General features: G+C 35.8%; 23 protein-coding genes and 1 riboswitch. Of the genes, 12 read left to right on the top strand and 11 right to left on the bottom strand.

Annotated features, from left to right (window positions below; all coding sequences use genetic code 11):
• Nucleotides 1-69 precede the first annotated feature (69 nt).
• Both E7Z78_RS04895 and E7Z78_RS04900 read left to right on the top strand, forming a co-directional pair.
• Complete coding sequence (locus E7Z78_RS04895; RefSeq protein WP_303724061.1) at nt 70-1,563, top strand: DJ-1/PfpI family protein; 1,494 nt, start codon at nt 70-72, stop codon at nt 1,561-1,563.
• The gene (locus E7Z78_RS04900; protein ID WP_303724062.1) at nt 1,563-1,976 is read left to right on the top strand and encodes a hypothetical protein; all 414 of its coding nucleotides are present in this window, start codon (nt 1,563-1,565) and stop codon (nt 1,974-1,976) included. Before E7Z78_RS04895 ends, E7Z78_RS04900 begins: the two co-directional genes overlap by 1 nt.
• On the opposite strand, the gene ribB is transcribed toward E7Z78_RS04900, so the two are convergent.
• The 3 genes from ribB to E7Z78_RS04915 all read right to left on the bottom strand — a co-directional run bounded on the left by ribB (nt 1,977) and on the right by E7Z78_RS04915 (nt 4,981).
• Entirely contained in the window at nt 1,977-2,660 is a 684-nt protein-coding gene (gene ribB, locus E7Z78_RS04905; RefSeq protein ID WP_303724063.1) for a 3,4-dihydroxy-2-butanone-4-phosphate synthase, read from the bottom strand.
• 51 nt (nt 2,661-2,711) lie between these two features.
• A riboswitch (FMN riboswitch) is annotated at nt 2,712-2,848 on the bottom strand.
• Nucleotides 2,849-2,940: 92 nt separating this feature from the next.
• The gene (iscB, locus tag E7Z78_RS04910; RefSeq protein ID WP_303724064.1) at nt 2,941-4,179 is read right to left on the bottom strand and encodes an RNA-guided endonuclease IscB; all 1,239 of its coding nucleotides are present in this window, start codon (nt 4,177-4,179) and stop codon (nt 2,941-2,943) included.
• A gap of 427 nt (nt 4,180-4,606) precedes the next feature.
• The gene (locus E7Z78_RS04915; RefSeq protein WP_303724065.1) at nt 4,607-4,981 is read right to left on the bottom strand and encodes a DUF120 domain-containing protein; all 375 of its coding nucleotides are present in this window, start codon (nt 4,979-4,981) and stop codon (nt 4,607-4,609) included.
• A gap of 227 nt (nt 4,982-5,208) precedes the next feature.
• Between E7Z78_RS04915 and tfrA the strand changes: the two genes are divergently transcribed.
• Nucleotides 5,209-6,852 carry a fumarate reductase (CoM/CoB) subunit TfrA gene (tfrA, locus tag E7Z78_RS04920; protein ID WP_303724066.1) on the top strand — a complete coding sequence of 548 codons (1,644 nt, stop codon included), beginning with the start codon at nt 5,209-5,211 and terminating at the stop codon, nt 6,850-6,852.
• On the opposite strand, the gene E7Z78_RS04925 is transcribed toward tfrA, so the two are convergent.
• Nucleotides 6,845-8,149: an amidohydrolase family protein gene (locus tag E7Z78_RS04925; RefSeq protein WP_303724067.1), complete on the bottom strand. Its 1,305-nt coding sequence runs from the start codon at nt 8,147-8,149 to the stop codon at nt 6,845-6,847. The two genes, tfrA and E7Z78_RS04925, sit on opposite strands and share 8 nt — an antisense overlap.
• A 46-nt stretch (nt 8,150-8,195) precedes the next feature.
• Nucleotides 8,196-8,402, bottom strand: coding sequence for a histone family protein (locus tag E7Z78_RS04930; protein WP_303724068.1), 207 nt, complete (start codon nt 8,400-8,402; stop codon nt 8,196-8,198).
• Between the two features lie 242 nt (nt 8,403-8,644).
• On the opposite strand from E7Z78_RS04930, the gene hisG reads away from it, so the two are divergent.
• Together hisG and pyrB are read left to right on the top strand one after the other, a co-directional pair.
• Nucleotides 8,645-9,505, top strand: a complete 861-nt coding sequence (gene hisG, locus E7Z78_RS04935) for an ATP phosphoribosyltransferase (RefSeq protein WP_303724069.1) — start codon at nt 8,645-8,647, stop codon at nt 9,503-9,505.
• A gap of 11 nt (nt 9,506-9,516) precedes the next feature.
• On the top strand, nt 9,517-10,452 hold the full coding sequence (pyrB, locus tag E7Z78_RS04940) for an aspartate carbamoyltransferase (protein WP_303724070.1): 936 nt from the start codon (nt 9,517-9,519) through the stop codon (nt 10,450-10,452).
• On the opposite strand, the gene E7Z78_RS04945 is transcribed toward pyrB, so the two are convergent.
• From E7Z78_RS04945 to E7Z78_RS04955, 3 genes are all read right to left on the bottom strand, one after another.
• Complete coding sequence (locus E7Z78_RS04945; protein ID WP_303724071.1) at nt 10,445-11,611, bottom strand: Cdc6/Cdc18 family protein; 1,167 nt, start codon at nt 11,609-11,611, stop codon at nt 10,445-10,447. The genes pyrB and E7Z78_RS04945 overlap by 8 nt on opposite strands.
• A gap of 659 nt (nt 11,612-12,270) precedes the next feature.
• Nucleotides 12,271-12,753 carry a DUF2299 domain-containing protein gene (locus tag E7Z78_RS04950; protein ID WP_303724072.1) on the bottom strand — a complete coding sequence of 161 codons (483 nt, stop codon included), beginning with the start codon at nt 12,751-12,753 and terminating at the stop codon, nt 12,271-12,273.
• Nucleotides 12,754-12,828: 75 nt separating this feature from the next.
• Nucleotides 12,829-13,020 (bottom strand): hypothetical protein, encoded by a 192-nt coding sequence (locus tag E7Z78_RS04955; RefSeq protein ID WP_303724135.1) that lies wholly within the window; start codon nt 13,018-13,020, stop codon nt 12,829-12,831.
• Here E7Z78_RS04955 and E7Z78_RS04960 point away from each other — a divergent pair.
• Together E7Z78_RS04960 and E7Z78_RS04965 are read left to right on the top strand one after the other, a co-directional pair.
• Nucleotides 12,956-13,849 carry a cobalamin biosynthesis protein gene (locus E7Z78_RS04960; protein ID WP_303724133.1) on the top strand — a complete coding sequence of 298 codons (894 nt, stop codon included), beginning with the start codon at nt 12,956-12,958 and terminating at the stop codon, nt 13,847-13,849. The two genes, E7Z78_RS04955 and E7Z78_RS04960, sit on opposite strands and share 65 nt — an antisense overlap.
• Nucleotides 13,846-14,859, top strand: coding sequence for a cobalt-precorrin 5A hydrolase (locus E7Z78_RS04965; RefSeq protein ID WP_303724073.1), 1,014 nt, complete (start codon nt 13,846-13,848; stop codon nt 14,857-14,859). The genes E7Z78_RS04960 and E7Z78_RS04965 overlap by 4 nt, the downstream gene beginning before the upstream one ends.
• Nucleotides 14,860-14,880: 21 nt before the next feature.
• Here the strand turns inward: E7Z78_RS04965 and E7Z78_RS04970 are convergent, their stop codons facing one another.
• Nucleotides 14,881-15,129: a UPF0147 family protein gene (locus E7Z78_RS04970; RefSeq protein WP_303724074.1), complete on the bottom strand. Its 249-nt coding sequence runs from the start codon at nt 15,127-15,129 to the stop codon at nt 14,881-14,883.
• A gap of 144 nt (nt 15,130-15,273) precedes the next feature.
• Between E7Z78_RS04970 and E7Z78_RS04975 the strand changes: the two genes are divergently transcribed.
• The gene (locus tag E7Z78_RS04975) at nt 15,274-15,438 is read left to right on the top strand and encodes a Met repressor (RefSeq protein ID WP_303724075.1); all 165 of its coding nucleotides are present in this window, start codon (nt 15,274-15,276) and stop codon (nt 15,436-15,438) included.
• On the opposite strand, the gene E7Z78_RS04980 is transcribed toward E7Z78_RS04975, so the two are convergent.
• Both E7Z78_RS04980 and E7Z78_RS04985 read right to left on the bottom strand, forming a co-directional pair.
• Nucleotides 15,435-16,010 carry a class II aldolase/adducin family protein gene (locus E7Z78_RS04980; protein WP_303724076.1) on the bottom strand — a complete coding sequence of 192 codons (576 nt, stop codon included), beginning with the start codon at nt 16,008-16,010 and terminating at the stop codon, nt 15,435-15,437. The genes E7Z78_RS04975 and E7Z78_RS04980 overlap by 4 nt on opposite strands.
• 10 nt (nt 16,011-16,020) lie before the next feature.
• Entirely contained in the window at nt 16,021-17,793 is a 1,773-nt protein-coding gene (locus tag E7Z78_RS04985) for a DNA-directed DNA polymerase II small subunit (protein WP_303724077.1), read from the bottom strand.
• Nucleotides 17,794-17,956: 163 nt separating this feature from the next.
• Between E7Z78_RS04985 and E7Z78_RS04990 the strand changes: the two genes are divergently transcribed.
• From E7Z78_RS04990 to E7Z78_RS05005, 4 genes are read left to right on the top strand one after another with little or no spacing between them, the layout of a single operon-like run.
• Nucleotides 17,957-18,454: a hypothetical protein gene (locus tag E7Z78_RS04990; protein ID WP_303724078.1), complete on the top strand. Its 498-nt coding sequence runs from the start codon at nt 17,957-17,959 to the stop codon at nt 18,452-18,454.
• An 8-nt stretch (nt 18,455-18,462) separates the two neighbouring features.
• Entirely contained in the window at nt 18,463-19,536 is a 1,074-nt protein-coding gene (cobJ, locus tag E7Z78_RS04995) for a precorrin-3B C(17)-methyltransferase (RefSeq protein WP_303724079.1), read from the top strand.
• An 11-nt stretch (nt 19,537-19,547) separates the two neighbouring features.
• Nucleotides 19,548-20,147 carry a potassium channel family protein gene (locus tag E7Z78_RS05000; RefSeq protein WP_303724080.1) on the top strand — a complete coding sequence of 200 codons (600 nt, stop codon included), beginning with the start codon at nt 19,548-19,550 and terminating at the stop codon, nt 20,145-20,147.
• 34 nt (nt 20,148-20,181) lie between these two features.
• Nucleotides 20,182-21,447, top strand: coding sequence for a magnesium transporter (locus tag E7Z78_RS05005; protein WP_303724081.1), 1,266 nt, complete (start codon nt 20,182-20,184; stop codon nt 21,445-21,447).
• The last annotated feature ends 2 nt before the right edge of the window (nt 21,448-21,449 follow it).

Genomic DNA, 21,449 nt, shown 5'->3' on the forward strand with positions numbered 1-21,449 from the left:
TACACTTGAAATGCACCTCTAAAATTTTATATTAGCTAAATTACAATAGAATAATCAAGAGGTAATATTATGACAAAAATAGGACTAGCTTACATTAATGGTGCAGTTCCTGGATTTGAAGACTTTGGATGTCTGCCAACTGACATCGTTAAGGAAAACGGACTTGTCAATGGTAATAAGGCCAGTGATGAACTTGATGCCTTAATCATTCCCGGCGGAACATTAATCGAATCAAATGACATTAACATGGGTCTCAACACTGAAATCAAAAAGATGGCCCGTGACGGAAAACCTATAATCGGAATATGTGCCGGATTTCAGCTATTGTCTAACCAGATAGATATCGGTAGAAAATCTCCCGTGCCTATTGTAAAACCAGGACTTGGACTGATCGATGTAAATTTCTCACCTTTAATAACAAGCGACCGTGTCAAGGCGAAAGTGTTTAAAAACTCATTTTTAGTGAAAAACCAGGATGAGGACGCCAACGGTTTTCACACCCACACCTACGGTAAGGTAGAGGGAGATGCAAAGCCGCTGTTCTATTCACAGGTTCAAAGGATGAACTATGGTGATACAAACAAGAAAGGAGATTACAACATCTTTTCAGGGGCATGCAACGATGACGGAAATGTTATCGGTACAATGATTCATGGTATCCTTGATGAAAATCCAATTATCAAAAACAATCTATTGGAACAAATAGACGCTACGGATATTGATGACATTTACACAAAAAACATGGAAGTGAAGAGGTTCCTAAGAAGCGAGGTTGGTATAAACACAGGAATAGAAATACCAAGCATTGACCCTATCAAAAAGCCTAAATACCTGATGATTGGAAGCAACGGTTCAGACTCCGGAAAAACATTCATAATAACCGGTCTGGCAGGTGCACTTACAAAAAGAGGATATAAAGTTGCGCTTTTAAAAGTGGGTCCTGACGTGCGTGACATCATCCCAGGATTATACTTGACCAAGGGAAAGATGGAGGATTTCGCATCAATCAAAATAGGACACCTTGGCTGGAGGGATATTGAGTCTACAATAAACACACTTAACAATTCAGACTATGATATCGTGCTTATTGAAGGCGTCATGAGCGTATTCACCGGTCTTTTAAATGAAAAGGTACCGTTTTCAGCTGCCGAGATTGCAATGTCCTCAAACATTCCGATGATATTGGCTTCAGGTGTAAACAAGGGAGGTATCGAATCAGCGGCAATTGATCTGGTATCACATGCCAACATGCTTGAGAAATTCGGCGTTGACGTTGAGGCAATCCTATTGAATAAGGTGTACAATGACGATATATTCGACAATGTGGTTCCATATATCAAGAATAATACAAGCGTGGAAAACGTGTTGAAGCTTCCAAAACTCAAATCAGCTGACATGCGCGGATTCATTCCAGAAGTAGAAATCCGTTACGAGCTTTTCACATCCCATGCAATGAATCTGATTGAAGAGAACTTGGACATTGACCTGATAATAGACATGGCACGTGAAGTTGAATTTAACAAGATCTACTCATTTGATGAAATAAAAAGCAAGGTGATTTAATGGCACTTAACCTAAGTCCCGAAAAGGGCGTAAAACTAACCAAAAAGGACAGGGCACATATCCTTAAAAAAATGAAACAGGGCTGGAAGGCGACTTGCCTCATTCCTGATTACGTGTTTGACGATGACGGAAACATCCAAGTCAACTCTGATATTAACCGTCGAGTCGTGAAGATTGTCAAGATATATGAGGACGGAATCCATATAGAAAAAGCGCTTAAAAGCAAGACCTTGAGAATAAAATGGAATAAGGTTTCTGCAATCGGTAAATCAAATGAGGTAAAAGAAGCTTTGGAAATAAAAATGAAAGATGGTAGGTACGTTGCTTTCAGTATTTACAATTCATACAAGATAAAGCAAATTACCCAATTCATTGCAGAATATATCGCTCAAAAAGCTAATGAGGAAAATTGATTATTCCTCTAAATATTTATTAATAATATCTTCGCCTCTAAGCAATACTAAGCCGTTTTCATCAGCATATTTGCGAACCTTTTCAAGTGATGTAGCTTGACCGGTTTCACCATCCATCATTTCACAAACTACACATACAGGAGTGACTCCTGCTAGTTCACATAATGCTAGGCCTATTTCAGTGTGTCCTTGCCTGTTTTTGACAAGTCCTTCTGCTCCTCTTAAAAGGCATACGTGACCAGGGGATCTGAATGTTGCACCGAATTCATCGAATCTTTCCTCTTTCATCATTAATGCAGATTCTGATATGGTCATTGCCCTGTCATGGTCTGTCACACCAGTGAATGATTTTCTGTGGTTAACCCATATTGAAAAAGAGGATCTTTCATCATATGGAATATCATTTGGAGCAAGTTTGGCAAGTTCTGGATATTTTTCAGTTGCCGCTTCCATGATATCGACCATGAACGGTAAATGAATTGCTTCACAATAATCAGGATGTAGACAATTGCATATTAAACCACCAGCGTCATTTCTCATGGTTGCAATTGATTTAGGGGTTACGAACTCGGAAGCGATGATCATATCAACTTCTCCTTCCCTATCATCATCATCGAAAACAAGTACGAATTCACCGTTTCTAATAGCTTCTAAAGCTTTATCTAATTCAGTTTCATGATTCATAGTAATAATCTCCAATTTTACTAGAACCAGGGCTAAAAATAACTAAATACTATTACTTCTCTTCCATCCGGACTTTTACCGTCGGTTTTGGAATTTCACCAAATCAACACGTTTCATTGTGCTCGTGGACTTATTTTATTATAAAAATCACCACCGGTGGGGAATTGCACCCCGCCCTGAGACGTATTAACAAATATATTTATCATGTATAAAATACTTTGTGGTAAATTTAAAATTTAATTTAAATAGTTTTTAAAAGGATATTATTAAATTTAAAGGGTTAATTAATAAATAATTGCCTTCTCGTTTCGATTAAATAACCTTTTCTTGGCAACAAAAATTTCAATTTTTTATAATTAATAGCATTATGTATTTTTGTCCCATCAAGTTTTTTTAATGAAAAAAAACCATTTCTCCGTCTACCCCATATGAAGCATTCAATTCCATTATATGATACATTATCATATAATCTAAATCCTTTAACCTTATAAGGTGCTTGATTTAATAGTCTTTTTCCTTTCTTAGGATTAGATTTATGAATTTGTCTATTATGGCATCTTACTTTTTTTTGATAGAAATAATAATCTAATGGTTCAGCTGAGGGATTACCGCTTATGCATCTTGCATCAACATAATGGTCTTTAGGAAGACCATGTTTAATCCTAATAAAATTAGTAATATAACCAAATGTCATAGAAACATTAGAATACAACTTGCTTAATTCATCATATAATCTCCACTTCATAAAATTCATAAAGGTAGCATCTCTAAAAGATTTTCTTCTTTTAAAATTTAAATTTATTTCACCTTTATGAAACTTAGTGTGGCAAGTTTTACATAAAGTTACGAGATTATCAGGTGAATTTCCTCCAGTTTTCTTTGATTCAATATGGTGAATATTCAAAATATTATCTTTTGATTTCCCTTTACAGCATTGACACGTATAACTATCCCTATGCAATATATATTGCCTTATATTCAAAAAACCTAGCTGTTTGCCCTTTTGATATTCACTACCAGATATATTTGGATTAATAATTTTTTGAATATCAAAATTTGCAACTTCAACAACCAAATTAGTAATAGGTAATATTTTATAAACATTATCTATTGATTTTAAATGAGTATCTATTTTATGTTTTACTGAAGGAGCAATCCAACCTTCACATTTTCTACGATTATCAAATCTAGGTTTTCGATGTCTTGTATTTCGTGATCTTCTACTTTTTCTATTTTGTCTCCTATCAGAATTAAGTTTAACAATATCATTTCTAAGTTCAACTGTTGAAGCATATAACTCTTTCTTTATAGTTGTTGCAGATAATCCAATAAATTTACTCCCAGTATCAACACCTAATGAAATTTCTTGTTTATATCCACTTGAACCATATAATAATTGGATAGTAAATGGTTTTCTTTGAATTACTATTGCTTTGTTATTTTTTAATAATTTTCTCGCCTTTGCAGGTTTACATGGCATTAAAGGTTTTTTATTTTTGTTTAGTACATAAACTAACAAGTAGTTTACCTCCTATTCCTGAGTTGTGAAGCCTTCGCCAATGTTATTCCAGAGTTTTATATACATGTAACACTGTTTCTACCTCTCAAAACTGTTTAATTACATGCCTTAGAGCTATAAACGAGGCTTTATATTTATAGGTAACTATATATTTCTGGATAACGTAATAGGCTAGTCAACTAGTGATTAATTTTAATCACCACATTAATAGTGGAGGTAGCTGACCCCGCCCTGAGAACATGTGTTATTTAGTGCATAGTTATTATTTAAATTCAATCAAAGAGCATTTGGAAAGTATTCACATGGCATTATTAATCAACACTTAATGAATTCTTCATATACAATAATAAAATAAAAAAAAATGCGGTAAAAAAGAAAAAGATATCTCTTTAATAATTTTTAATCGTGCAGTTACACCAGTAGCAAGTTAAAACTCTATGGAAACAATGTCCCCATCTTTTAAGTTTAATTCTTCCCTTAGCCTGTTTTCAGCTATGAATTCAAGATAATTTTCATCATGAGTTGTTTTTGCTGGAAATACTATGGCTCCATCAACTTCATCATTCAATTTTGCTTTAATGTATTTTACTGCTCCAAATTCGGTGTCAGGTTTGATGATGTTTTCACAGTTATCCTTTATATCGTTGATTTCATTGAGATGCTCGTTGTCAACGACGATGTTCAATGTTCCTGGATATGGAATGAATCCCAGGTTCTTGTTGAATTCCCTTGTGTAAAACTCTTGTGACAGGAAAAATGCAGCTTTCCCAAAACCAGTTGTAACTTCACCGTCGATTTTCATTGAATAACCTCTCATTAAATTAAATAGAACCAATACAACCATCAAAATTTTGAATGAAATTTCAATTTAAAAGAAGAATGCTATAATCCATTAATGTTTTGATTAGGAAATATAGATTCAATACTATAACTTAATTCCTTTTTATTAATAAATATTTTTAAGAAATTTATTTAACGATTGAAAAATATAGTAATACTAATAAAAAAAATTTATACAGGGTAATTGAAATGGAAATAAAAACTATCTCAACAGACGTATTGATTATCGGATCTGGTGGTGCAGGTTCAAGAGCTGCCATTGAAGTTGACGATGCAGGATTAAAGGCAACAATTGTGTCAAAAGGCCTTTCATTCCGTTCAGGCTGTACCGGAATGGCTGAAGGTGGATACAATGCCGTTTTTAAAACCGTTGACAAGGACGATTCAATTGAAGCTCACTTTAAGGACACCATGAAAGGCGGAAGCTTTTTGAATGACGAAAAGCTGGTGGAAATACTAGTAAAAGAGTCCCCAAAAAGGCTTGTTGACCTTGAAAACTATGGTGCACTATTTGACAGAAAGGAAAATGGTGAAATCGACCAAAGACCATTCGGAGGTCAAACCTACAGAAGAACCTGCTATCAAGGAGACAGAACCGGTGCGGAACTGTTGAATGCCCTTAAGGAAGAAATCATCAGAAGAGACATTGAATGCATCGAGGAAGTCATGATAACATCACTCATAACCGATGATGATCAAGTGATAGGTGCAACAGGTCTTGACCTTAAAGACTCAAGCCTAATCTATTTCAAAGCCAAATCCGTTATTCTTGCAAGTGGAGGAGCCGGACAACTATACCCTGTAACATCCAATACCTTCCAAAAGAACGGAGACGGATACGCCATTTCATACAGAGCCGGAGCAGACCTTGTAGATATGGAACAAATTCAATTCCACCCAACCGGAATGGTGGCACCAGAATCCAAGAAGGGAGTTCTTGTGACCGAAGCCGTAAGGGCTGAAGGTGGAAAGCTCATAAACAGCGAAGGCGAAAGGTTCATGAGCAAATACGCCCCTGAAAAGATGGAATTGGCAACACGTGATGTTGTTGCAAGATCAATCTATCAGGAAATCATCGAGGGTAGAGGAACCGAAAACGGTGGAGTATACCTTGACATTTCACACCTTGATGACGATTACATCGACGAGAAGCTGGAGACAATGGTTCTTCAATTCGAAAACGTTGGAGTGGACATTAAGCACGGTCCGATTGAAGTGGCTCCAACTGCACATCACTTCATGGGCGGATTGAAGATCAACACTGACGCATCAACCTCACTCAAAAACCTCTTCGGTGCCGGTGAAGTCTGCGGAGGAGTGCATGGTGCAAACCGTCTGGGCGGTAATGCATTGGCCGACACACAGGTGTTCGGTAAGATTTCAGGTGTAAGCGCATCCGAAGCTGCAAAAAGCACTGAATTGAAATCAAACGATGAGCAGGTTCAACTCGAGGCCGATAGAATCCAGAACCTGATTAAGGAAGGTTCAATCAAGCCACAGGAATTCAAGGAAAACATCAAAAGACTGATGTGGGAAAAAGTGGCCATTGTCCGTGAAGAAAAAACCCTAAACGAGGCCTTGAAAGAACTGCAGGAAATGCAGGAAGACCTTGTAAACCTTAATGTCAGCGATAAGAAACAATACAATACAGAGCTTGTAACAGCACTTGAAGTCATAAATATGGTTGAAATCTGTATCTTAACCGTAAAATCAGCAATATTGCGTAGGGAAAGTCGTGGTGCACACTTCAGAAGTGATTTCCCGCAAACAGATGACAATTGGAAAAAGAGTATTGTTATGAGTAAAAATAAAATAGAATTTGAAGCTAGATAGCTTCTTTTAATTCTTTTATAGCTTGTTTAGCTTTTGCGTAAATTTCCTGTTCATCCAGAACAGTCAATTTTTTATTTTCCATCAATATCTTACCGTTGCAGATGGTAGTGTCAACGTTTGAACCGTTTGCAGAGTAGATAATGTTGGAACTTACGGTTGAGCTGTCAGGAACCATGTTAGCCTGGTTGGTGTCGATTAATATGATGTCTGCTTTTTTGCCAACCTCAATGGAACCAATCTCATCACTCAATCCTAAAGCTTCAGCACCTTTTATTGTAGCCATCTCAATAGCCTCATCAGATGAGAGAACCTTAGGGTCAAGGGTTGATACCTTTTGAAGAAGGCTTGCTGTTTTAAGCTCCTCAATCAAGTCAAGATTGTTGTTTGAGGATGCTCCGTCAGTACCTATTGAAACGCAAACGCCATTTTCAATCAATTTGGATACTGGTGCTATTCCTGAAGCTAATTTCATGTTACTGCATGGGTTGTGTGAAACCTTTACACCATGCTTTTTAATGATTTCGATTTCCTCATCACTTAACCATACGCAATGAGCAGCAACAACATCCGGACCTAACAAGCCTATTTTTTCAAGATATTCAAATGGCCTGAGTCCTTTTTCCTCTGAAACATCATTGATTTCCTTTTGGGTTTCAGAAACGTGTATGTGTATTCCCATGTTGTATTCATCTGCAAGTTCACGTACCTTAATCAGCAATTCCTCTGATGCTGTGTATGGTGAGTGTGGACCGAGGAAGACTTTTATCCTTCCGTCTGCCATTCCATTGCATGAATTAAAGAGTTCCAGATTTTCCTTGATTTCAGCTTCCCTTTTCTCAGCATCGCCGAAATCAATCATTCCATAGGACAACACTGCCCTTATGCCTGAATCCTCTACTGCACGGGCAACATCCTCCATGTAAAAGTACATGTCGGAAAATGTGGTTGTTCCTGATTTTATAAGTTCCACAGCGCCTAAAAGGGCACCGATATAACAGTAATCTCCATTGAGATTGGCTTCCATCGGCCAGATATGATCATTGAGCCAGCTGTCAAGACTTAAGTCGTCTGCCAATCCCCTGAATAAAGTCATTGATAAATGAGTATGAGTGTTAATTAGTCCCGGAAGCAATATTTTTCCTTCCGCATCGATGATTTTATCTGCTTTTCCTTCATCAATATCGTCAGCAATCTGTGCGATTAAATCATCTTCTATTAACAAGGATTGTTTTTTGTTTTCAAAATTCTTAGGATTTAAAATTAATGCGTTCTTGATTAAAATAGTATTATCGCTCATAATAACACACCTTAAAAAAAATAAAAAAAAGTTAGCTAAAAACTACTTATAAGTTTTTGATAGCTAATTTAATATCTTCTGCTTTAACAGTTTTACGTTTTGCGATTTTAGCAACATTGTTAGCTTCTTTAGCAACATCACGAGCAACTTCTTCTAAGTATGCAGCTAATTCAGCTTTTGCATCTTCACTTACTCTTTCAGCACCAGATTCTTTGATGATTCTAGCGATAGGAGCTTTTGGTATTTCTGCCATGTTTTTCACCTCACATAAATCAGTTAAAAACTTATTATTAATCAACTTAATAATAAGTTAAATAACAATATAAGATATCCTAATATTTAAATATTTTGCAAAATTATGCCAAAAATCCGAAATAAGATAATAATATTATGAAGATTATGAAATAAAAGTATTAAAAATTACTATACATTAAAAAAGTATTTATTTATAAGATTTATAAATAATAATCAGAATAAAAAATTTGGGAAGATATGATGAAAATTAAAATTGCCATTCCATCAAAGGGAAGAATAAGCGAACCTTCAATAAACATCCTGGAAAAGGCAGGTCTGGGATTAATCGATAAAAACAACAGGAAACTAATTTCAAAGACATTCAACGATGATATAGAGGTTATGTTTGCAAGGGCATCAGACATTCCGGAATTTGTCAATGACGGCGTTGCCGATATGGGAATAACTGGTGTTGACCTCATTCAGGAAAGCGAGTCAGACGTTTGCGAACTTCTTGACTTGAGATTCGGACAGACAAAACTGGTTCTTGCAGCTCCTGAGGAGTCAAACATTAATTCAGTTAACGATATCACAAATGACATGAAAGTGGCTACAGAATTTCCGGTTTTAACCAAAAAATATCTGAAAGAAAAAGGCCTTGACTTAAAAATCGTTAAGCTTAGCGGTTCAACTGAAGCGGCACCCTTCATTGGAATAGCCGACCTGATTACTGATCTTACAAGTACAGGAACAACACTTAAGATGAATCATCTTGAAATCATTGATGTGATTTTGGAAAGCACAATCAAGCTTATTGCAAATCATGACAGTGTCAATGAGAAAAGGTCATTGATTGAGGCTGTAAGCACAAGCATTCAGGGTGTGCTTGATGCCGACAGGAAAAAGCTTATCATGATGAACGTCAATGAGGAGGATTTGGATAAGGTCAAGGAGGTCATGCCTTCAATGGGTGGTTTGACAATATCTGAAGTGCTGTCAGAAAAAAAAACTGTTGCAGCACAGGCTGTGATTGATGAAAAAGAAGTATTTGAATTGGTTAATGATTTAAGAAATGCCGGTGCTCGTGATATTCTTGTAGTGCCAATTGAAAGAATCATATGAATAAATAAGGGTTGATAAAAATGTTTAAATTGAAAAACATTATTTCAATAAAGGATTTTGAAAGGGAAGATGTTGAATATATTCTCGATGAAGCATCTAAATTGGAAAACATCGCTAAATCTAAGGAAGTTTCAGAAGAACTTAAAGGAAAAATATTAGGATTGATGTTTTTTGAGCCTTCAACAAGAACAAGAATGTCCTTTGAAACAGCCATGAAACGTTTGGGCGGAGATGGCATAGGATTTGAAAGCAGCGGATCAAGTTCCGTTTCCAAAGGAGAAAGTATTGCCGACACTGCAAAAATGTTTGAAGGATACAGTGACGCACTGGTAATCAGACACGAGCTTGAGGGAGTTTCAAAGTTCATCTCAGATATTGTGGATGTTCCGGTAATCAACGCAGGTGACGGTGCAGGACAGCACCCTACACAGACACTGCTTGACTTGTACACTATCAAAAATGAAATTGGAGAAATAGACAATCTTAAAATTGCACTTATCGGGGACTTGAAGTTCGGACGTACTGTGCACTCACTTTCCAACGCATTGGGTCTTTTTGAAAACATAACAATTTATCTGGTTTCACCGCCGGAACTCAGAATGCCTCAGGAAATCCTTCATGATCTTAACAAGACAAACATCTCATACATTGAAACAGACAATATTGAAGACATAATTGATGATGTTAACGTATTGTATGTTACCAGAATCCAAAAAGAGCGTTTCGGTGACATTGATGAGTATGAAAAAATAAAAGGGGCTTATGTAGTAAATAAAAAAATGTTGGAAGGAAAGGATTTGATTGTAATGCATCCTTTGCCTAGAATAGATGAGATAGACACCGATGTTGACAATACCAAGTACAACAAGTATTTCACTCAGGCTGCAAATGCTGTGCCTGTGCGGATGGCTATCCTAAAAACATTAATTAAAAACAACCCTAAATAGAGTATAAGGCTGTTTCCAATAGGTTTTCATCACATTGAAGTTTAATAATATTGGTTCTTCCTTTTCCACGTCCGCGTGAAACGGTGTTTGTTGAGATTATTCCAAGCAATTCCAAATCATTGATAAAGTCAAAGATTCTTCTGTAGGTTACAGCATCGCTTTTGGAAACATCAGTGTATTCCTCATAAAGCTTTCCGGAAGTAATTTCTTCACCCTGTTTTGACAATGTTAAAATGGCCTCAAGGAGTCTTTGCTGTTGAAGCGGTAATGTGGAAATGATTTCAGTGACCTTATTGTGCTCGATTCTGTCTTTTGCTCTTTTTACATGGTCACTTGTAACTTTTTGTGCATCTTCGTCAAATGCCAATTCACCTGCATTCTTGAGAAGGTCAAGAGCGTATCTCGCATCACCTTCCTCTTTAGCTGCCATTGCTGAGCACAATGGTATGACATCACTATCGAGAACATCATCATGGAATGAAAGTTGAGCCCTTTCGGATAGTATATCTGCCAATTGGTTAGCTCCATAAGGTGGAAAAACAATTTCTTTATCATTCAAACTGCTTGTTACTCTTGAATTGATCAATTTTTTAAAATCAAGATAGTTACTGATTGACAATACTGATATGTTATCTGTCCTTGTTAGTGTGTAGAGTATTCCGTCACCGTCCTTTTCAAGGAGAATATCGATTTCATCCAATATTACAATCAAGTGCAGTTTCTTTCCGAATGCGTTGGTTCTGAAGAGTTGTCTGAATGCATTGACAACTTCTGCCTTTGTCCATCCACGGTTTGGAACATCCCTTCCCAGCCTGTTACACAATTCAGCTATTACCTGATATTCTGTTGTGAAGTCAGTGCATCTTACGTATTCAATTTTCACGAATACATTTTCATTGTTTGCTGCTTCAATCAGTTGTTCACGTGCGAATTTTGATGCTGCTGTTTTTCCTGTTCCAGTTTTACCGTATAATGTTACATTTGATGGGGTTACATTATCGAGAACATCAACCCAATATTTTGCGATTTGTCTGATTTGCTCATCCCTGTGGACCAACTTGTCAGGCAAGAACCTGTGATCCAATGGTTTCTTGTCCTTGAATATTGTGTTTCGTCTACGGTTGCCCATGAGACTTGCATCTTCAAAAATATTTGACATGTCTTTTCACCTTATAAATATTATAAAATAACACGAAAAATTATAAAAAAGTAATAAGTATAATTTCCAGTGTTAATAATATAAAATAGATATTAAATAAAGGTTTTTATTACAATTTTGTAATTGAGTAATAAAATTGAGTATTTTGCTAAAAATTAACTTTCTTAAATTTCTTTAAAACAATAAAATCATAATAATTGAATGTAATTTTAACATAATATAAATTAATTGTATTTAAATTTAAAAAATAATCCTGATTTTCGATTTAAAATTTAAATATGAAATGATACTATTTCAAATATAAGATAACAATTTCAAGTGTAAAAATCAGATGAAAATATTGAAAAAAAATGCTTAAATCAGGATTTGGACATCACTTTTGAAAAAATTATCATAATTCATCACAAAGAGAGAGAGGTCTATTTCAAGTGTAAATGATTTTTGCCAAAAGCCCAAAATCAAGAGGTGGATTTCAAGTGTAAAAATTAGGATTTTTTGAAAAATTTCAAAACAAGTGATGAAAAACTATTCTGTGAGCTTAAAATTAAAAAATAAGAAACAAAAAGAGAGATTTATTTCAAGTGTTTACAGTTGAAATATACCCCTTCAATCTTAATATACCTTCGAAAACATTTCACTTGAAATGTACCTCTCCCTCTCTAAATGAACATGTCATTCTCATTTGAGGGTACGACATTAATGGAGGGATTGGTAAATATATGGTCAATCAGCCAAATGCAATGCAGTTTGGACTTAAAAACCCTTTTTATGGTTCTTACAAGTTCATTTTTAGTCAAACCATCTTCAAAAATCTGCTCTGTGATCACGAATTGCTGAAGGATATCATTTGAAACCTTAAGCTCATAATCAACAAGGAACTGATTCAATCCGAAGTTGAGTTGCATGATAAAATCCTTTTGTGTTTTTTTATCAGCAGACTCCATCAGACTTAAGTGCTGTGGCGCAACCTGAGTTGCACATGCAATAACAACACAGTCCTTGTCCTTTGGCTTAACAACATCCATTATATTATCATTTGGAAATTCAATGATAAAATGAAAATCAGCGTTCTCATCATATTTCATCTCTCTAATGAAATCCTCTTCACTTAACCATTGCTCTACTTTTTCTTCAATATTCATAATAATCAACTTATTTTATTAATAATAAATTATTTATTTTTTTATTATTATATAATAAATTATGTTTGAATATAATTATTTACTAAATGACATAACAACAAACATGAACAGTGTTGTTTCATTTGAATTGTTTTGTTTTGTTGTTTTTGCTTTTTTGCTGTCATTGGTGATTGATATTATATTTGGTGAACTTCCGACCAGAATCCATCCTGTTGTTATTGTTGGATCATTGATTAACTTTTTCAAGAATGTTTTTATTAAAATCAAAAATAAGATGTCAGGATTGCTTGTGATAATTGGTGTGTGTTGTGTTTCAAGTGTAATATTATTTATTATTTATTATATTTCATCATTAAATGTTATTTTATTGTTTATTGTATTTTCAATACTTCTATCATCGACATATTCCGTCAACATGCTTCTCCAGACTGCTGTTGATGTTGAGGATGCACTGAGAGAAAGCATAGACAAGGCACGTCAACTGGTGTCATACTTGGTGAGCAGGAACACTGATGAGCTGACAGAAAGTTTCATTGTTTCAGCGGCAATTGAAAGCTTGACTGAAAACATCACTGACTCATATGTTGCGCCAGTGTTCTACTACTTTGTTTTTGCATTGGTGATATTGTACTGTCCAGTAAATAATGGTCTGTTTTATCTGCTCTTGATTCCAATGTTTTACAGAATATTCAACACTCTTGATGCAATGCTTGGATATAAGAGTGAAGAGCTGATTGATATCGGTTTTTTCCCGGCCAAAATCGATGATGTCTTGAATTATATTCCGGCAAGAATTTCAGGAATCTTTGTTGTGATTTCAGCATACCTTTTAGGGTTGGACGGAAAAAACGCCTATAGGATTATGATGAGGGATGCCAGAAAATGTCCTTCTCCAAACTCTGGTTACACAATGGCCACAACAGCAGGAGCATTGAACATCCAGCTTGTCAAAAAGGAAACCTATATTTTAGGTGATGACAATAAAGATATTACAAAAGACGACATTTCAAAAGCCGTCAAATTATCCAAGTTAACAATGATATTGTTCACAATAACAATTATCTTATTATTTACATTAATTTATGTGATTTTATGAAAATAGCAATTATTTCAGTATCTGAGAAGGGCCAGGAAGTGGCTTGTGATTTAAAGGAAAAATTGGATATGGATTCAACTGTAATCAAAACAGACCTGTACCATAAGAATGTCAGGAAATATTTTCCAATTCTTTTTGATGAGTATGATGCTATAATCGCAATAATGGCATCAGGGATACTGATAAGATCAATTGCTCCTCTCATTGAATCAAAAGTCACAGACCCTGCAATATTAAATGTTGATGACAATGCCAATTTTGTCATATCAACCCTTTCAGGTCATCTAGGTGGTGCTAATGCCTTGACACATAAGATTGCGGGCTTGATTGATGCAACACCGGTTATTACTACATCAACTGATGTGAACCGTAAATTAGGCATTGATGTCATGGCCCGTGACTTGTATCTTTCAATTGACAATACCAAGGAGATACTCTTTTTCAATAAGGCCATTCTTGAAGGGCGTGAAATTTCATTGACAGTAAATCCGAACAGGAATTTCAATTATCTTTTTGAGTATTTGAACAACAATACACTTGAAATAGACCTTTCAATTAATTTCTCCTCAAGAATTCCTCCAGAGGAAATTCATGTCACATTGGACGAGCATGAAATCATATTGAGAGAAAGAAAAATTGTTGTCGGCATAGGCTGCAGACGTGGTAAGGAATGTGAAAAGATCCATCATGGACTTATCCAATCAATAGGTGAGCTGAACATCGACGTTTCACGTGTAAACATGCTGGCATCTGCTGAGATAAAAAAGGATGAAAAGGGAATTTTGGAATTGTCAGAGAAATTGAATATACCTGTTGAATTCGTTCCATTGGATAAACTGAAACTGTTTGAGTCAAAAGATGTCGCTAAATCCGAGTTTGTCAAATCAAAATTCGGAATATGGGGTGTCTGCGAACCGTCAGCGCTGATAATGGCAGGTTATGATTCAAGATTAATTTATAAAAAGACTTCCTATGATGGCGTTACAATATCAATAGCGGTTGAAAAATAAAATAAGTTATAGAAACTAAATTTAAATAGCTTCTAATTTTGAAAGAACTTCCCAAATTAAAGTTCTTGCGTGAACTGGTATATTAGGATCATTACTGATTTCATCTAATTTTCCTAAAACAGTACTGATTCTAACAGATTGGTCTTGTTCCTCATCGTTTAATAAGTCAACTGATTGACTTGCTGCTTCTCTGATGTTACGAGGAACAGTGTTATTGTCTGAAATATAGTTAAGTATGTCACATACTTCCTTAATTGCTTCATTACTCATAATACTCCCTCCAAATAAAATATTTAAAATAAGTAAAATATCTATTATATAAGATATTTATCATTATTTGATTTAAATAGTTTGTGGTAATTGAAATATTTATCATTAGAAAAATTTATATTAAATTAAATTGAATTATTATACATGTCAGACATAAGCAAAACAACTATAAACTTACCTAAAGACTTAAAAAAAGAATTAAAAAAGATGGCTATTGATGAAGATACTTCCTTATCAGGATTAATCATTAAAATGATTGAGGAAGGAATGCAATCAAGAAACAAAACTGTAATTTCAGATGAAGATTAATCACTATCTTCAGCTGAATTTAACATTAATGTAATGAATTGAGTTTTAGCAGTCTCCTCAACAAAAACTGCCAACAACATTGCTTCTTTTAAACTGTCGCTGACACAGATAACACCATGGTTTTTCAATATCAATACATCCTCATCGCCAATGCCTTCGCTGGCGCTTCTTGCAAGCTCATCAGTTCCAGGCTTTTCATATTCAATGTCTGATAGATATGGTGTTTTTATTTCCCCAAAACCTTCAAGCCTTTTGAGCTTTTTATTTGAAAATGCAAATCCTGTAGCGTAAGGTGAATGGGTGTGAACTATTGCCTTAACGTCAGGTCTTTTTTTATATATTTCCAAGTGCATATTAACCTCTGAAGAAGGCTTTCCTTTGGTCAGGACATTGCCATCCATGTCAACAAGCACAATATCCTCTTCATCAAGATTTGAAAGTGATGTCATAGTGGGTGTGATTGCAACCACATCACCGAATCTTGCGCTGATGTTACCGGCTTTTCCTGATACCAGTCCTTTATCATAAATCTCGTTTGAAACGTCAATAATCTCAGAAATATTCTTATTCATTATAATAACCTCATATAAATTTGAAATGTCTATATTTACCTTTATGTATAACTGGAACTTCAGCTGGGGTCGGATTGATGTTGTAGATTTTCTGGAACTCTGTCTGTGTCTGGAAGGTACCTGAGTTGATCAGGTGAACTCCCTTGAACCTCCTGTAGCTGTTAATGTGAATGTGTCCTGTGTGGAATATGTCAGGAACCTCATCAATAACAAGATAATCCTCAAGTTCTGAAGCTAATGGTGTTCTTTCACCGTAAATTGGAGCCAAATGTCTTTTCTGTAACATTTCCTCCATTATAACGTCACTTTTCTCATAGGTAAAGTCCTTGACTGCCATAACCAAATCGTCGAAGCTGCGTCCGTGGTAAATGAGTACGTTTATTCCGTCAAGGGACACGACACCAGGATTTGATATGAACTCTACATTGTCAAGCTCGTAAAGTGCCTTTGCATATTCTTCAGGAACTGCAGGCTGAGGTTCAGCAACCCTTGAAGCGTCGTGGTTTCCAGGAGCGATAATTATCTTGATGTCGCTTCTGATGTTTCCTAAAAATCTTGCGGCCTCATTGTACTGTTCGGTAATGTCCTTAATGGCAAGCTCCTTGTCCTGGTTAGGATATACACCGATACCGTCCACAATATCACCACCGATAATCAGGTATTTGACGTCTTCAGCAACTCTTCTTTGCTCCTCATCACCGTATTCACAGTTAATCCAGTCAATGAATCTCTGGAATGCATCTTCTAGGAATGTAAGGCTTCCAATGTGCACATCTGAAAGGAAAACTATACCGAAGTCCATTTCCTTATTAGGTATTCTTAAAACTCCAGGGTTAATGATCTCCTGACCGAATGCGAATTTAGGGTCATCACTCTTGTTTGCAATGACACCGACCACTTCATCCCTCACAAGCTTTTCTGCTTCGGCAAAAAGTTCCTCGTTCTTGTTGGAGAATAGAACTGAAATGTTTCCAGTGTCATCTTCAAACTCAACAATCTTGTGCCCGTTCTTACTGGATCTGATTTCCTTTACCATCAAAATCAGGCTTAAGCTGTCCTGACTTTCATCGATATCGGCTATTTTTGTGTAGCTTCTAAGCTCCGGCCTTTTGGAGAGGATATTTGCAAGCTTTTCATAACGGCTTTTGAAGTAGGCAATTAGGTTTTCAAGCTCACCGCTTGTGTATGATTTCTTACTTGTATCCTGTATGATTTTAAAGTCATATTGAACATTTGTTTTCTTCTCGTTTCTCTTGAACTTGATTTTAGTATCCTTAATTGTTTCTGATGCCTCTAAAATCTCTTTATTGACATATGTTTCGGGCTTGTCGCTTTCCTTTTTGAGACTGTCAAGTGATTTTGGCTTGTCAACACTTTTATCTTGTGGTGTTTCATCAATTTTAGCAGCTTTCTTTTCAAAGGCAGGCTTTGGTGTTTCTTTCACGGCCGGTGCCTTTTCAACTTTAGGCGCTTCCTTTTCAACAGCCGGTTTTGGAGATTCCCTTTTAACCGCAGGTTTTTCATCAACTTTAGGCTGACTGTCTTTAATTAAGGTTTCCTGATTATCACCCTTATCTTGTGGTTTTATGCCGGTCAGTTCGTCAATGGTTTGGCCACTGACTGAAACCAAATCCTTTGATGATAATTTACCGCTTTTTAATTTCACTATTAGATTAGATGCAAAATCCAAAGGGTTTTCAGCATTCCTAACTTTTTCATATGCTTCAGGTGATAGGTTAATTCCTTTTTTTGCAAATTTCAATAGAATCTTATTAGTTGACATATTGATAAAAATTTTATTTTTCTATATTAATAAACTTTGAGAATTTACATCTGCAATAATTATTTCTGCATGCGAAATTGGGTTATATTTATTATATATTAAACATAAAATTAAACATACTATAATATAATCTTTAATAATGATAGATTAAGTTTGTGATAATATGGCGAATAAAATACTTAGAATTGTTTTGATTATAGTATTATTTGTTGTATTTTTTGAATTAGGACTTTTCAGTTCATACACTATCGTTACAGCTGAAGCGCCTGATCCTCATGCCTTAATTGATATGCAGGTTTCAAAAATCACAGGATTTTTCAGTCCTGAAAAGGTTAATGAGGCATTGATTAAGGACCCAAGCCCAGTCAACATCACAAATAAGAAGGATGTTGCGCTTAAAATGGAGGATCTGTCCAAGGTGGACGGTGTTAATGTCGATTCAATGAATATAACCACTTACGATGATACAGATAATAAAAACTTAACAGTTAATATTGAAGCTTTAGGTTATGCTTCTCCTAATTCAACTTCAGGCCAAATCGTTATCAGCCAGACTCCTTCATACAAGGTAATTGCCTCAGGACAGGCTGAATATAAGGAAAATGGTTTGAGGGTTGACGAGAACACAATAACCATAAACTCAATTTTGAAATTGTACTAGTGATATAAATGATTAATGTAATAGGAATAGGTCAGAATAGGGAAAACATGACTTTGGGAGCCGTAAAGGCCATTGAAGAGTCAGATGTAATAATCGGTTACAAGAAGTATATTGAACAGATTGAAGATCTGATTCAGGATAAGGAAGTCATCAAAAAGGGAATGGGCGACGAGATAGCTAGAGCAGAGTTCGCCATTCAAAAAAGTCTTGAAGGCCAAACCGTTTCATTAATCAGTTCCGGAGACCCGGGTGTCTTTGGAATGGCAAATGTGTTATACCAGATTGTTAGCAAATACGAAGGTGTTGAAATCAAGGTTTATCCTGGAGTATCCGCACTTAACTATGCATCAAGCCACTTGGGCGCACCGTTGCATGATTTTGCGGCCATAAGCCTAAGCAACATCCTCACCCCAATGTCCGAGATTGAAAAGAAGTTGAGATACGCACTTGAGGCCAATCTCATAGTTGCAATCTACAATCCAATAAGCAAGACACGAAAGGAACCATTCAGAAGGTTCAAACAATGCGTATTGGAAATTAAGGGTGAAGATGCATTAATAGGTATTATAGACAGTACCTATGAACCTCCTAAAGCTACAATCGTTGAAGCGAAGGACCTGACAGAGGACATTGTCAACATGTCCTGCACACTATTAGTCGGAAACGACTTGACATATGTTCAGGATGGTAAGCTCATTACACCTAGAGGATATGTTATCAGGTCAAAGATACATCCTTTATCACAAAATCATTATGAGAAATTCCTGAACGGGGAAGTCCCACACGGACCGAACCGTGAATGTGAATTCTATCCATGCCACTGGGATGGTCAATACTGTGATTTCTGCTATTGTCCATTTTATCCATGTGGAGATTCTACAACCGGAGGGGAATGGATTAAAGGTAAAGGCGTTTGGAACTGTACAAACTGCCATTGGCTGCATGAAAAAGAAACAGTCGAATACTTGAGAGAGCCTTTGGAAAACATTCTTGAAGAGGTTGAAGACTTGAAAACCAAGAAGAAAACTTTATTGAAACTTAGAAAAGCATGCTTATTAAAAACAAATCCAAATGATCTTTAGGGGAATTTGAATTGTCAATCAAAAATCTTTTAATAGAAATGAAAAACATGTCGGAACTAATGGTCGATTTGGCTTATTCAGCTATTCTGTTCAACAGTAAGGCAGCAGCTGAAGAAGTTATTGCACTTGAAAATGAAGTCAATGCAATGAATTATGAAATCAAAAAGGAATCATTGGTTGCCGCCAGATCTTATGAAGATGCAGAAAAGTTAACTGCATTACTAGAAATTGCAGAAGCGGCGGAAAGTATAGCAAACGCAGCTAAAGATTTAGCAGATTTAGTAATAACCGGGTTTAAACCACACCCTGTATTCAAGATGGTTATGGAAGAGTCAGACAAAAGTATTGTTAGAGTGACAGTTGCTGAAAATTCAGACCTTGCAAACAATACTCTTGGTGATTTATTATTAGTAAATCGTACCGGTATGAGAGTTATTGCGATTAGAAGAGGTGTATCATGGATTTATGGTCCAGATAAGCACACCACATTACTGGCTGACGATACATTAATTTTAAAAGGAACAGATGAAGGAGCAGATTTACTTGAAAAATTGGCTGCCGGAACCTGTTCACTAGAAGATATTCCAGAAGAATTAGAAGACGAAGACTAGAGAGTGATTAAAATGATTATGGGTAGTGATATTTGTGAAAGATCAACAGAAGAAGATTCGCAGTCCACTATCTGTAATTTCAACATTTCCTGATTTTGTTGAAGAGCACAGTTCCATCATTAAGGAAAGCCTCATAGCATTATTGATCTGTGCTATAGGTGATTTATGCGCAGGTGTCATTTTAGGTAAGATGACCTTTTTCCTTGAAGCGTTTCCTGGATTACTTGTAATTATTCCTGGAGCCATTGGAATGAGAGGTAACATTTTCGGCTCTTTTGCCTCAAGATTATCAACCAATCTGCACATTGGTATAATATCAAAGAAATTCGAGTTTTCAGAACAATTGAATTATAATATATTCGCATCCTTTGTTTTGACATTGGTATTGTCCTTGTTTTTAGCAGTCATTGCTAAGGTATTGTGCATTCTTTTAAAACAACCTTCAATGAGCATAATCGATTTTGTATTGATTAGTGTCATTGCCGGTGTCATTTCCAACCTGATAATGCTTCCGATAACAATGCTTGTCTCATTCAAAAGCTTTGAGCATGGATGGGACCCGGACAACATTACCAGTCCAATAATCGCAGCATTCGGTGACCTCTTTACATTACCGGCTATTATTGCATCAGTATTCATTTTAAAGGCAATGAACTTCAACATCATATTTAAGGATGCTGTTCTTGTGGTGATATTGATTGCAGTTGTGATCAGTTTTGTTTACTGCTATAGGCTCTCTTATGAGACACAGACAATCCTAAAGCAATCAACTCCTGTTTTGCTTTTATGCTCACTTCTAGGAGGAGCGGCTGGAGGAATATTGAACTCTGCAGTCGAAACATTACTTACAAATCCAAGCTTATTGACATTGCTGCCATTATTCTCAGGTGAATGCGGAAGTTTAATCAGTATTCTAGGTGCAAGACTGTCATCAGGCCTTCACTCAGGGCTTGTTGAGCCATTCAAAAAACCGCAAGGCGAAGCAATTCACAACTTTATAATCAGCTTCATTCTGGCTGTTATAGTATTCCCATTGATAGGTCTTCTGGCTGAAGGCTCATCATACGGTCTTGGAGTTGCTGGAGTCGGATTTGACAAGATACTTGAGATTTCCACCCTTGCAGGCGTAATTCTAGTGGCAATAATGGTCATAATAGTATATTATGTTTCAATAACATCCTACAATAACAATCTGGATCCTGATAATATTGTTATTCCTATTTCAACAAGCATTACCGATTCAATTTCAAGTTTGACATTAATATCCGTCTCACTGCTTATTTTAGGCGTGTTAATATAGAA

This window comes from Methanobrevibacter thaueri, from assembly GCF_015062915.1.
GTDB lineage: Archaea > Methanobacteriota > Methanobacteria > Methanobacteriales > Methanobacteriaceae > Methanocatella > Methanocatella thaueri_B.